The organism is Listeria booriae, assembly GCF_000766865.1.
GTDB classification, from domain to species: domain Bacteria; phylum Bacillota; class Bacilli; order Lactobacillales; family Listeriaceae; genus Listeria_A; species Listeria_A booriae.
In genome coordinates this window covers 84,179-96,393 of the sequence record NZ_JNFA01000001.1, presented here as the reverse complement: position 1 = coordinate 96,393, position 12,215 = coordinate 84,179, and the positions used below count along the sequence as shown (strand labels likewise).

At 42.8% G+C, this 12,215-nt stretch carries 11 protein-coding genes; 3 read left to right on the top strand and 8 right to left on the bottom strand.

The genetic code is table 11. The annotated features are described in order from the left end of the window. Window positions 1-2 precede the first annotated feature (2 nt). From treB to treR, 6 genes are all read right to left on the bottom strand, one after another. Entirely contained in the window at window positions 3-1,421 is a 1,419-nt protein-coding gene (gene treB, locus EP57_RS00370; RefSeq protein ID WP_036083078.1) for a PTS trehalose transporter subunit IIBC, read from the bottom strand. 166 nt (window positions 1,422-1,587) lie between these two features. Then, complete coding sequence (locus tag EP57_RS00365) at window positions 1,588-2,265, bottom strand: ABC transporter ATP-binding protein (protein WP_036083076.1); 678 nt, start codon at window positions 2,263-2,265, stop codon at window positions 1,588-1,590. 16 nt (window positions 2,266-2,281) lie between these two features. Further along, window positions 2,282-3,709: an ABC transporter permease gene (locus EP57_RS00360; protein ID WP_036083075.1), complete on the bottom strand. Its 1,428-nt coding sequence runs from the start codon at window positions 3,707-3,709 to the stop codon at window positions 2,282-2,284. 86 nt (window positions 3,710-3,795) lie between these two features. After that, window positions 3,796-5,235, bottom strand: coding sequence for a sensor histidine kinase (locus EP57_RS00355; RefSeq protein ID WP_052167447.1), 1,440 nt, complete (start codon window positions 5,233-5,235; stop codon window positions 3,796-3,798). Further along, window positions 5,210-5,872 carry a response regulator transcription factor gene (locus tag EP57_RS00350; protein ID WP_036083073.1) on the bottom strand — a complete coding sequence of 221 codons (663 nt, stop codon included), beginning with the start codon at window positions 5,870-5,872 and terminating at the stop codon, window positions 5,210-5,212. Before EP57_RS00350 ends, EP57_RS00355 begins: the two co-directional genes overlap by 26 nt. Before the next feature lie 60 nt (window positions 5,873-5,932). Beyond that, window positions 5,933-6,652, bottom strand: coding sequence for a trehalose operon repressor (gene treR / locus EP57_RS00345; protein ID WP_036083071.1), 720 nt, complete (start codon window positions 6,650-6,652; stop codon window positions 5,933-5,935). A gap of 157 nt (window positions 6,653-6,809) precedes the next feature. Between treR and cas6 the strand changes: the two genes are divergently transcribed. Further along, window positions 6,810-7,532 (top strand): CRISPR-associated endoribonuclease Cas6, encoded by a 723-nt coding sequence (cas6, locus tag EP57_RS00340; protein ID WP_036083070.1) that lies wholly within the window; start codon window positions 6,810-6,812, stop codon window positions 7,530-7,532. 70 nt (window positions 7,533-7,602) lie between these two features. After that, window positions 7,603-8,271, top strand: coding sequence for a Bax inhibitor-1/YccA family protein (locus EP57_RS00335; RefSeq protein ID WP_036083068.1), 669 nt, complete (start codon window positions 7,603-7,605; stop codon window positions 8,269-8,271). Window positions 8,272-8,322: 51 nt separating this feature from the next. Here EP57_RS00335 and EP57_RS00330 read toward each other — a convergent pair whose 3' ends face one another. Together EP57_RS00330 and EP57_RS00325 are read right to left on the bottom strand one after the other, a co-directional pair. Further along, a complete protein-coding gene (locus EP57_RS00330) occupies window positions 8,323-9,513 on the bottom strand; it encodes an amidohydrolase (protein WP_036083066.1) in 1,191 nt (396 codons plus the stop codon). A 3-nt stretch (window positions 9,514-9,516) separates the two neighbouring features. After that, window positions 9,517-10,704: a M20 family metallopeptidase gene (locus tag EP57_RS00325; RefSeq protein ID WP_036083064.1), complete on the bottom strand. Its 1,188-nt coding sequence runs from the start codon at window positions 10,702-10,704 to the stop codon at window positions 9,517-9,519. Window positions 10,705-10,982: 278 nt separating this feature from the next. Between EP57_RS00325 and EP57_RS00320 the strand changes: the two genes are divergently transcribed. After that, the gene (locus EP57_RS00320; RefSeq protein ID WP_036083062.1) at window positions 10,983-12,188 is read left to right on the top strand and encodes an MFS transporter; all 1,206 of its coding nucleotides are present in this window, start codon (window positions 10,983-10,985) and stop codon (window positions 12,186-12,188) included. Window positions 12,189-12,215 lie beyond the last annotated feature (27 nt).

Below are 12,215 nucleotides of genomic sequence, written 5' to 3'. Positions count from 1 at the left end.
TCCTAAAATCCTGCATTTCCTTGTTTCCGTCTTGCTAAACCGATAATGAAAGTGAGCACAAACGGCACACCAATCGCGATAACCATCCCAATCGCATAGGCACTCCAGCCCGCTCTTGTAATTGACAGAATCGAGAACAATCCGCTGACACCAATCGATTGCGAAATAACGCCATTATAAGCGATGAAACCACCGGCCAGACCAGCACCAATCATCGAACAAACAAACGCATACTTGGCTCGCAAGTTGACCCCAAACATCGCCGGCTCCGTTATCCCAAGATAGGCGGAGAGGGCAGAGGTGAGCGCGATACTACGGTTCTTTTTATCTCGTGTTACAAAAGCCATTGCCAATGCGGCAGAACCTTGCGCCGTATCAGACAACGCTTGAATTGGCCAAAACATCGTTCTTCCAGTTGTTGAAATAAGTTGTAAGTTAACCGCCAGAAACGCGTGATGCATCCCAGTAATAACAAGTAATGCAAAACAAGCACCAAACAAAATCCCGGTAATCATCGGCGAAATATTAGATAAGTTCACGATACCATCTGTAATCCAGTTGGAAATAGCAAGCGTAATCGGTCCAATCGCAATCAACGACAGGGCACTCGTCACAAGTAGCGTCACAGGCGCCACAATAAGTAATTGGAACGCATCCGGAATGACACGTCGCAACCCTTTTTCAATCGTCGCGTATACCCAAGCAGCGACTAATACCGGCAAGACTTGGCCTTGATACCCGATTTGTGCCACTTCTAGTCCGAAGAAATTCCAGTAATGCGGTTCCTTCACACCAATGTCATACGCACTCATCAACGCAGGATTTACAAGTACTAACCCAAGCACAATCCCCATCAATGGATTCCCGCCGAAATACTTCACAGCAGACCAACCAACGAGCGCCGGTAAGAATGCAAACGCTGTCCCGGCAATCATACTAATCATTCCAGCAATACTCGCCAGATTTGGATACATATCCACAAGCGACTTACCTTCTACAAAAATCCCAACACCAACTAAAACATTATTAATACCAAGTAAAAGACCACTAGCTACAATCGCTGGCAAAATTGGAATAAATACATCGGCCAGCATTTTAACGATTTTTTGCAATGGGTTGAGTTTCTTTGCGTTTTCTTCTTTTAATTCGGCAGTCGTTACTTCTTTGACATTTGTTTGGCGAATGAGTTCTTCGTATGCTTTATCCACCGTTCCTTGTCCAATAACGACTTGATACTGCCCGTTAGAGCTGAAATTACCACGTACAATATCGATTTCTTTTAAGGCTGCTTCATCTACGATTGACTCGTCTTTTAGTTGAAAACGGAGTCGGGAGATGCAGTGTGTTGCCATGTTGATATTATCTTCGCCACCAATTGCTGCAATAATTGCCGCGACGTTCTTCTTTGTTACCTTTACCATTTTAAATTCCCCTCTTTCTGAGCTAATCAAAAATGTAATCGATTTCATTGGTTTTATTATAAGTTGTTTAAACAACTTATGCAAGCTTTTTTTTGAAATTTGTTTAAACATATTTTTCGAGGAGCGTACAAAAAAGCCTCGCCAATGATGGACGAGACTCACATAGTTAGAGGACTTCTACTAGTTGTTTATTTTTTAAGGTCAAGGTGATATCGGATTCTTTAGCAATAGCTTTGTCATGCGTAACCATGATGATACATTTGTCCATTTGATGCGCGAGGGCTTTGAACAAGTAGATGATTTTATCGGCGGTTTCTCCGTCCAGATTACCGGTGGGTTCATCTGCAAAAATAATTTGGGCACTGCCAGACAAGGCGCGGGCGATGGTGACACGTTGTTGTTGACCGCCGCTTAGTTGCAAGACGGGGCGCTTCATTTGTTCAGGCGTTAAGCCTACTTCGGTTAACATTTTGACCGCATGGGCGCGTTTGTTTTTCATTCGGGGATGTTGGATGCCGATTGCTGTGATAACGTTTTGCAAGGCCGTCATGTATGGTATCAGATTGTAGGCTTGAAAGATGATGGCGCAATGGTTTTTACGATATTTCTGTAGGCTGAGTGATGTGCCGAGACTTTGTTTTTGATATAATACTTGGCCTTCGTTCGGTACGTCAAGACCAGACGAAATCGAGAGCATCGTTGTTTTTCCTGAGCCAGATGGGCCGAGAATCGTGTAGAACGTTCCTGCTGTGAAGTCATAGTTCGCATTTTCTAGAATAGCTTGGCGCTTACCACCAGATTGATAATGATACGAAATATTATTTAACGTTAAAATTGTTTCCATAGGGGTCACCTGTCCTTTAATCGTTTTTAGATAAAATCATTTTTGGTTGTAGTCTGATGATGAAGAGGCAAGGGAGGAGCGTTGCGATAATGACTACAAGTAAGCCAATTCCGCCGACTTCTACCATGTCTTGTTGGGAAATGTGGACGTCTACTTTGTCGATCACTTCACCTTTTGGTTTATCATCTTGTTCGCCGCCTATAACAGTAGCCATTTGCATGCCACCAGACGGTGTATTTGCTTCTTCGTCTTTTGCTTGTTGCACTTCTTTGTTAAGCATTTGATTTGTCACGGTTTGGCCAATAGCTTCGCTCGTTAAACAAGCTGCAGAAAAAGCAATCATCCCAATCAAAATCACTTCGACAAGAAATTGTCCGATTAGCTTGGCTTTGTTTTCACCTAAGGATAGTAAAACTCCCATTTCAAAACGGCGTTCACGAATGGAAAGCAGTACGAGTAATGCTAAAATAAGTCCACCTGCAAGTGCTGTAATAATAACGATAATATTGGCAAAGGAGGCGACATTTTGAATGGGCTGCATCATTGTTTTGTAGGCCGCGTCATTTGCATCCCATTTATAAAAGTCTTTGTCAACAGAACTAACATCGGCTGCTGCTTTTTTGAAAGAATCAATTAGCTTCGGATCGGTCATGCTATATTTTGCAGAAGCTAAGCTACCGTTGTGAGAGAACGGCATTGCTCCGTCTACGGTTGTGTAGATTTTGTTTGCTGGCTCCATGAAATCGACTGGGAATTGCTGTGAACCGGATACTTCTTTATTTTCGTAGATGCCATGGACGGTGAATTTCTGTGATTTGTTCGTTTCTAAGTCTTTTAGTTGGAAAGTGTCGCCTACTTTTAATTTGTTTTGATCGGCGAAACGTTTTTCGATGAGAGCGAGATTGCCCTTGTCTTTGTTTGTAATTGGTTTACCGGAAATGATTTTTTCTTTGCCATTTTTGAACGTTGCTAGGCTGTTCGTGTTATTTGTACCTGTCATTGCGAAGTCGGGCATTTTTGCTTCGCCATCGCTGCCGCCGCCACCAGCTATTGCCATACCGCCTGCTTGATTGTCGCCTTCTTTTTTGTCGCTTTTGACAGGGCTTTTATCTACTTTTGCAGCGAAGGCGTCTACGATATATTGGTAATCCGCAACGGCTTTTAGATTCTTCACTTTTTCGATATCTTTAAGGGTTAGGGGAGGGACTTCACCCAAGTTGCCGTTGCTTTCTTCCATCTTTTTCATGAGTTTGTCCATGTCGAGTGTGAGAGTTACGTCTCCACCTAATTTCTTCCTTGCAATGTCTTCGCTGGCTCGTGTTGCTGATTGAATGGCGAATCCTGCAAAGACAAGACTGCACAGGACGAATAATAAAATGAGCATCAGGAATGATTTCCCTTTCTTCGCCCAAATACTGATGCATGCTCTTCTGATAAAATCCATATAAAAAACCTCCAAATTCTTTGATAAAACTAACTTTACACAAAGAAAATGGAGATTAGGTGTACTTCACATGTAATTTTGATGGATTAATTTTGCCAAATATGAAATGCAACGCCTTGCTTGGTATTTTCAAGTTTGTAGGAGAGGGAGGACTTCTCGAGGAATGTAGCGGTGATGAATAGGCCAATGCCGCTGCCGCCAGTCTCTTTATTGCCTGATTTCTCTAGTCGGTAAAACGCGTCAAAAAGCTTGTCCAATTCTTCTGTCGGGATTGCTGGCGCATCATTATAAATCGAAAAATGCCATCCAGTTGCGGATTCATTTAAGGAAATGGCAATGGTGTCGTCGTTTTGGGAATATTGAAAGGCGTTATGAATGACATTGGAAATTGCTTTTTCAACGAGAGGTTGGTTGTTATAGATCGTTATATTTGGCGTTATTTCATTGATAATACGCCGCTTTGAAGCATCCGGATGCCATTGTTCTTGCGCTACAGATTCGCTCAGGAAGGCGCTGAGGTCAAATGTTGTTTTGCTACGTTCAAAATCATGACTATCAATACGCGAAATTTCAAGCATATCTTGGACGAGTGCCGACATTTGTTCCATCGTTTCATAGGAGCGTTTTAAATAGGTATCACGATCTTTATAGGGACCGACGCGGTGAATCATAGCTTCCAACTGCCCCATAACGGATGCGATGGGCGATTTGAGTTCGTGGGAAACCGCTGTGATAAACTGTTTACGCGTTTCTTCCTGCGCTCGTTCTTTCGCGATTTCAGCTTCTAATTGCGTATTCACTTTTTGCAAATCGATGAGCGTGCCTTCTAACTCGCGCGCCATTTCATTGAGATGATGCGACAATTGACCAATTTCATCTGTCGACTTCACCGGCAGCTCCTCGGAAAAATCAAGTTGCGCCATTTTATTTGCCACCATATTCATGCGAAGTAACGGCTTAACCGTCCTTCTGGAGAAGAAATAAGCGGAAATAAAACTAAGAATGACGACAAAAAGCAGAAAATAAGGTGCAAAAAGTAATAATACCGCGGAAATATCAGTAAGTGGCTGAATATTAATAAAGTATTGCATGGTAAAAGGGACACCATTAATCTTCAAGCTCTTCTGGACGCTTGTACTTTCGTCTGTTTCTGGTGTGGAGACAGCAAGCGGAGAAGCAGGGGCAGTAGTTGTAAAGGTATTAGTACCGCTCTGTAGCATCACATACGGAATGTAAACAATTTGATCCGCGCTATTTAATAAAAATGGTGAAATATTATTGTTATCTGCGAACTTGTCCATGGCAGCTTGAACATCTTCGAGCGAATTGCTTTTCGATGCTTCAACGACTTGGTTTGCCCCATCTTCTAGTTTTTGCTTTTTATAATCATAGTAAAAATTCGGTAGGAATAGGAGTAGCATCGCGTAAATTAGTGCTGTGAAGACGAGTAGTAGGGCTAATGTGATGAAGAAAATCTTCGCACTGATTTTGGCGCGTATTTTAGTAATCCATTTTATAGCCAGCACCCCTTACTGTTTGGATTTTGTCGGTCGCCAGTTTTTTGCGTAGGTTTTTGATATGCGTGTTGATGATTTTGGTGTCGACAATGTATTCGTAGTCCCAGGCTTGTTCTAGCAACATTTCACGTGTGAAAACGCGACCTGGATTTTGCATTAATAGTCGCAAAATATCGAATTCTTTGCGGGTTAGTTCTACAGGGAAATCGCGCGCGGTTACTTGGAAAGTGTCGGTGTTCAGCGCGATATCGCCAACTTGCAATAGATGAGGGCTTTCCTGTTTAGCTGGTACACGACGAAGCAAGGCCTCCACACGTTTTATGAGCACTTTATAGGAAAAGGGCTTTTGAATATAATCATCAGCGCCGAGTTCGAAGCCTTTTAATTCAGAGTCTTCTTCGCCGAGCGCTGTTAACATCAAAATAGGCGTATCGGATTTCGTTCGGATGAGCTCACATAATGTATAGCCGTCCATTTTTGGCATCATAATGTCCATAATAATTAGATCAAATGTTTGATTTTCAAAAAAGCCAAATGCCTCCATACCGTTTTCTGATGTGGTTACTTGATAGCCTTCATCGACTAAAAAAGCACACGTAACATCGCGGATATTGGCATCGTCTTCTACAACGAGTATGTGTTTCATAATAACCTCCTTATTTGCCCTTATTATAACGTGCGAAGGTGGAGTTTAGGTGGAGCTGGCTTATTTTAATCGTTGCGCAGAGTCAAAGAAGACAAAACGATCCGGGCGATGGCGTGATTCGGTGTATTCAAACATTGTCCCATCTGCGTCATACGCGTAGTTTTTAACGACAGCCAGGCAATCGAAACCGTTTAGATCCATATACTTTTTGTCATCCGTGAGTGCTTTTTCAACGACGATGTAGCGTTTAGATGTCACGATTTTGACGTGAAGTTCTTCTTCAATATATTCGTAAATAGATTCGGCGGCTTTTTCGGGTGTTAGATCACGAACAATCGCAGCATCAAAATAGTTCACATCGAGAATCAACGCCTCATCTTCCACTAGTCGTAGTCGCTTAATATAGTAAACATCTGTACCCTCGGGTAACATTGTTTTTTTTGCTAAGTTTTTATCAACCGTTATTTGTTCAAAATGAACCACTTTAGTATGGAAGTTTTTATGATTACGATTTAGCGATTCTTTCATACTTTCAACGCCGCCAAACATGAATTCGATTGACTCGTGTTGGTGAATGACCATGACGCCTTTGCCGCGGACGCTCTGAACGTACCCATCTTTCACGAGTTCCGAAATAGCACGGCGAACGGTGTTGCGGCTACAGTCAAAACGTTGCACCAGCATGTGTTCGGTTGGCAACATCTCTTTGAAGGAGTAGCGACCTTCGTCAATATCTTTCTTTAAATCGGCGTAAATTGCTTGATAAACAGCTTTCCCCAAGGTCTTTCCCTCCAATTTTGCTGACTTGTTTAAACAGCTTTATCACCTACATTGTACTAAAGAAAAAGGAATAAAGAAAGGGATGGTTTTCATTGGATGTATATGCCAAATGGTGATATATTAGTATTGGGTGGAAACAATCAAGAGGAGGAGTGGGATGAGACTAAAAATCAGTTGTGAGCTGTCGTCTAATAAAATCCCTGCTGACTACAGACGCAAAGTCGTGAGTGTGATGAAAGCGGGGCTCTCCAGGGCGAATGAAGCGAAATATAAAGAGATGTATAGCGGGAACAAACAAAAAAACTTTACATTTTCTGTCTATCTTCCAAAACCAATTTTTAATGGGGGAATTATCAAATTGGCGCAAAATGAAATCGTGATTAATTTTGCGACAGCGGATGCCGAACTAGGTATTAATTATTACAATGCTTTGATGAACGTTAAGGGGAAGCAGTTGCCGTTTTCAGAGATGAATAAAATTCGTGTGCAGACGATTCAAATCGTGCAGGAAGAATCGATTGTCTCCGAACGCATTGCCTTTAAAACATTGTCACCAATCGTATGTCGGGACCATAATAAAGAAACAAAGAAGGACTGGTTTTATTGGTGGGAAGAAGAGGCTTTTGAGCGCGTTCTAAAACGAAATTTATATTTTCAGTTACGCGATAAGTTCGGTGAATATGTCAAAGCAGACATAGAAGCACTTCAATTTAAAAAAGTGGCTATTAAGAAAACTGTGGTAATTTGTTATAATCTTCACGTAGCTTGTTCGCTTGGCAAATTCGAAATGATTGGCCAGCCATATTTACTTAACCATTTCGTGCAAGGCGGCATTGGCTCGATGCGTGGCATGGGTTTTGGTATGATCGAAGTAATCTAGTATTTTCAAACATTTTGGGAAATGGTATACTAGTACGTATAAATAGTAGATTGGAGTGAAGTAAAACAAAATGAATGAAACATACAGAAGTGCAGAACACGCTACGGCTGGCGCTACAAAAGCCGAAATTATGCAAAAAGTGCTTAACTGGTTTGTTATTTCTCTAGTAATGGCAACAGTTGGAACAGTGATTGGTCGTGAAATTCCATTCGCATTTTATATTCCGCTCGTCGTTTTGGAATTTGCGTTATTAATCGCGATGATTTTCGTAAGACGCAGCAAGAGTGCTTCCAAAATCGGTTACGGTTTATTGCTTGCTTTTGCGTTCGTAACGGGGCTTGTATTAGCGCCAACATTACAATATTACTTAAACGCTGGAGCAGGGAATGCTGTTTTAATGGCGTTTGCTACGGCGACGGTAACATTTACTGTACTTGGTTTTGTCGGAGCTAAAATGAAGACCGACTTATCGTTTATGGCAAAAGGCTTATTCGCGGCATTACTGATTGTCGTAGTCATTTCGTTGATTTCGATTTTCTTCCCGCTAAGCTCGCTGATGTCAACCATTTTCGCAGGAGCGGGGACGTTATTGTTCTCCCTTTACATCCTGTTTGACTTTAACCAAATTATGAAGCGCGACGTGACAATGCAGGACGTACCATTGTTAGCGATGAGCTTATATTTAGATTTTCTAAACTTGTTCTTGTTCTTGCTACGCTTGTTTGCAGGACGAAACTAAAAAAAGGAAGGCCCACGCATGACTCGTATCATGAATGGGCCTTCCTTTTTTCTATTCTAAATCGTAAAAACCTAAAACAATATCAGCTACAGCTTTTGCGGCAACTGGAAGCGCGTCTTCGTCAATATCGAATTTTGGGTGGTGGTTGAAGTACGCGTTTTCCACGCCTTTTGGCCTTGCGCCAACGTAGAGGAAGGCACCAGGTATTTTTTCAAGATAGTAAGCAAAATCTTCGGAGCCTGAAACCATATCGGCTTCGGTAACGCTTTGCAAATAGTCGCCGACACCTTTTTGTAAGTAGTGAACAGCGTTTTCTGTTGCTTGCGGATCATTATAAAGTGGCGGATAGTCAGCGGTGTAAGTGAATGTGGCTTTAATGCCAAACATCGCTTCAAGTCCAGCAACAATGCGGTGCAACTCCGTATCAATCAGCGCTTGCGTTTCCTTCGTCATATAGCGGACATCGCCTTCAAGCTCAACATAATCCTTAATGACGTTAAAACTGCCTTTTCCATCAAAAGAACCGACCGTCACAACGCCAGTATCAAAAGGATTTAAACGGCGACTGACAATTGTTTGAATCGCATTAACAAAATAAGCAGCAGCAACAATCGCGTCATTTGCCATATGTGGTGAAGAACCATGACCTCCCGTTCCTTGAATACCGAGTTTGAAATACGTCCGTCCAGCCATCGAAAAACCGCTGCGATACGCAATATTTCCAGCATCAAAAAACGGAAACACATGAATCCCGTAAATCGCATCGACATCATCTAACCGTCCCGATTCCACCATTCCCTTCGCGCCACCAGGTGGTGTTTCTTCGGCGTGTTGGTGAATAATTTTGATCGTGCCGGCGAGTTCTTCTTGCAATTGAATCAAGCAATCCGCAAGAATGAGCAAGTAGGCAGTATGCGCGTCATGCCCGCAAGCATGCATCACACCAGGATTCTCCGAAGCAAAGGGAAGTCCCGTTTCTTCCGTAATTGGCAAAGCGTCAAAATCAGCACGCAAAGCCAATGTTTTCCCCGGTTTGGCGCCCGAAATCGTCACGATAATCCCGTAACCATTCCCAACATTGCGTTCCAGCGTCACATTTTTACCTTCATAAAATTGAGCGATATAGTTCGCTGTTTCTTCTTCATGAAAAGACAGCTCTGGATGCGCATGAAGATGGCGCCTAATTGCAATCATTTCATCGGTTCGAGCATCAATCATGGCCATTAATTTTTCACGTAACATCGTTTATTCCTCCTTATAATCCCCATAATCGGCCACCAATGTTCCCATCGCTTTTGCGGCAATTAGTAAGGACGCTTCGTTAATATCAAATTTCGGATGATGGTGCGGATAACAAACCCCATTCGCAGGCATTGCGCCGACATAAAAGAAAGAGCTAGGCCGTTCCTTCGCATAATACGCAAAATCTTCAGAAGGGGGCTGCGGCTCACAGCGCACAATCGTTGTAATTTCAGGAATGTTCGCATCTTGCAACGACGAAGCCACAAAAGCCGTTAAGTTCTCATCATTCATAAGTACCGGATAATCGTTTTTGTAATCCAAATCGTACGTAATACCGAACATCTTCGCTAGCCCATCCAAAATTCGGCGGAATTCCTTCTCAATCAACACGCGCGTTTCTTCCGTCATTGCTCGCACGTCGCCCTCAAGTTCCACCGCATCTTTAATCACGTTAAAACTACCTTTCCCGTCAAAAGAACCAATCGTAATCGAGCCAACGTCAAACGGATTCAGACGGCGACTAATAATAGTTTGAACGGCAAGTACGAATTCGCTAGCGGCAACAATCGCGTCATTTGCCATGTGCGGCGAAGAACCGTGACCGCCACGTCCAGCAATTTTCACTTTAAAAGCGGCGCGTCCCGTTTGAATAGCCCCTTCACGATATGCGACTTCACCAGTTGGCATCGTTGACATGACATGAATACCGAGCACATGATCCACGCCGTCCAAGCAACCATCACGAATCATCGCAATCGCACCACCCGGCGGTGTTTCTTCGGCAGGCTGATGCAAGACGACAATTTTGCCAGTAAGCTGCTCTTTCATTTCGATTAACGTTTCCGCGAGAATTAGCATGTAAGCCGTATGCCCGTCATGCCCACACGCATGCATCACGCCAGGATTTTCCGAGGCAAAAGGAAGGCCTGTTTCCTCCGTAATTGGCAGCGCGTCAAAATCCGCCCGAATCGCAAGCGTCCGTCCAGGTTTGCCACTATCAATCGTTACAACGACGCCATGCCCACCAATATTTGTTTTTACGTCACAATCTTTTCCTTCATAGAAATCGGCAATGTATCGCGCCGTGTTCTCCTCTTGAAATGATAACTCGGGATGTGCATGTAAGTACCGTCTAATTTCAATGATTCTGTCCTGTTTTGCTTCTAATTTCGCCATTAATTGTTGTCTCATTATGCCCCTCCTCCAAAATAAAAATATTTGTTCCCTCGATGCCATTATAGATGGTTGACGTGAAAGTTATAAGCATATTTTTGTTGTAAAATAGGCTAGTTTTTGTCATTGTGTAAAAATGAAAAGATCGGAATGTCAAAAATGCCTCAGTATTTATGACATAATTTTAAATTTTTAGATAATTTCTTGCTCTGCGGAATCAGGGTGTTATAATGATTGTAAGCGCTATATTAAAATGTTCCCTCAAAACATTGATTACAAAAAACGGAGGAGAAGTCATGAAAACTGAACAACAAGGGAAGGTCATTTTGCCAATATTGTTTCTAGGTTACATCGCGATTTACATTGACAAGTTAGTCATTGGCGTCATCGCAGTACCACTTGCTGAACAACTACATCTGAGCATTGACGAGAAAAGCTACATATTCTCTGCTTTTTTCATCGGTTATTCGATTATGCAAATTCCGTTTGGCTATTTAAATGATAAGCTAGGATCTAAGTTTGTATTAATTATTTCACTGTCTATAATTACCGTTGCATCCATTGTTTTTGGCTCTGCATCAACATTAATCGCACTTGTCGCAGCACGCTTCTTCGCAGGAATCGGACACGCAGGCTACCCAACATCATCCGCTAGAACCGTAACCGACACTTATCCTATGGAAAAACGAACCTGGGCGCAATCCATTTTAATCTCCACATCCGGCATCGCCTCAATCATCGGACCGCTACTAATCCCGATTATCATTGCCCAATTCGGCTGGCGAGGCGCGGTATTCTGCATTGCATTTATTTTCGTTTTGGCATTAATCCTCGTCATTTGGAAATTGCCAAACACACATAAAGAAAAACAAAAAACAGCACAAAAAAGTGATACACCAGCCACACCATTTTTAAAAGTATTAACGAATCCCGTTGTGATTTTACTATTTATCGCGATGTGTAGCATAAATATTGCGCTGTACACTGTCGCGAACTGGATGCCGACATATTTTGTAGACGAACGCGGCGTATCTCTGGTTACTAGCTCTATCATCGTAGCTATCGCCGGACTTGGAAGCTTGCTCGGAAGTTTCGGAACAGCCTTCATCGTTGGCCGTTATTTCCAGCACCGCGAAAAACGCGTCATCTTTGTTTTGGCAGTCATATCAGCCGTGGCAGCAATACTTGTTTACCGTACAGAAAACATCGCGGGCGCCACATTCTGGCTTTTCCTTAGCTACTTGTGTTCCGTCATGATTTTCTCCACGATGTTCACCTTACCATTAAAACGACTACATGAATCCATCGTCGGAACAGGTGTTGGCATCATCAACACAGGCGCAACACTGGGCGGCGTTTTCGCACCAATGCTTGTCGCGAATCTCGTCGGCAAATTCGGCACATACGAAAGCGTCTTTACCGCAATCGCCGTCGTATCTATCATTACCGCGGTGTTTGTTGGACTAATGCCCAATATGAAAAAAGACAGGTTGGGTGCATAACTAAAGTAAATCGACCGCAACTGCTCG

Excerpts from the sequence above, each read along its gene's own strand:
- treB (WP_036083078.1), bottom strand. The coding sequence starts at position 1,421 with ATGGTAAAGGTAACAAAGAAGAACGTCGCGGCAATTATTGCAGCAATT.
- EP57_RS00365 (WP_036083076.1), bottom strand. The coding sequence starts at position 2,265 with ATGGAAACAATTTTAACGTTAAATAATATTTCGTATCATTATCAATCT.
- EP57_RS00360 (WP_036083075.1), bottom strand. The coding sequence starts at position 3,709 with ATGGATTTTATCAGAAGAGCATGCATCAGTATTTGGGCGAAGAAAGGG.
- EP57_RS00350 (WP_036083073.1), bottom strand. The coding sequence starts at position 5,872 with ATGAAACACATACTCGTTGTAGAAGACGATGCCAATATCCGCGATGTT.
- cas6 (WP_036083070.1), top strand. The coding sequence starts at position 6,810 with ATGAGACTAAAAATCAGTTGTGAGCTGTCGTCTAATAAAATCCCTGCT.
- EP57_RS00335 (WP_036083068.1), top strand. The coding sequence starts at position 7,603 with ATGAATGAAACATACAGAAGTGCAGAACACGCTACGGCTGGCGCTACA.
- EP57_RS00330 (WP_036083066.1), bottom strand. The coding sequence starts at position 9,513 with ATGTTACGTGAAAAATTAATGGCCATGATTGATGCTCGAACCGATGAA.
- EP57_RS00325 (WP_036083064.1), bottom strand. The coding sequence starts at position 10,704 with ATGAGACAACAATTAATGGCGAAATTAGAAGCAAAACAGGACAGAATC.
- EP57_RS00320 (WP_036083062.1), top strand. The coding sequence starts at position 10,983 with ATGAAAACTGAACAACAAGGGAAGGTCATTTTGCCAATATTGTTTCTA.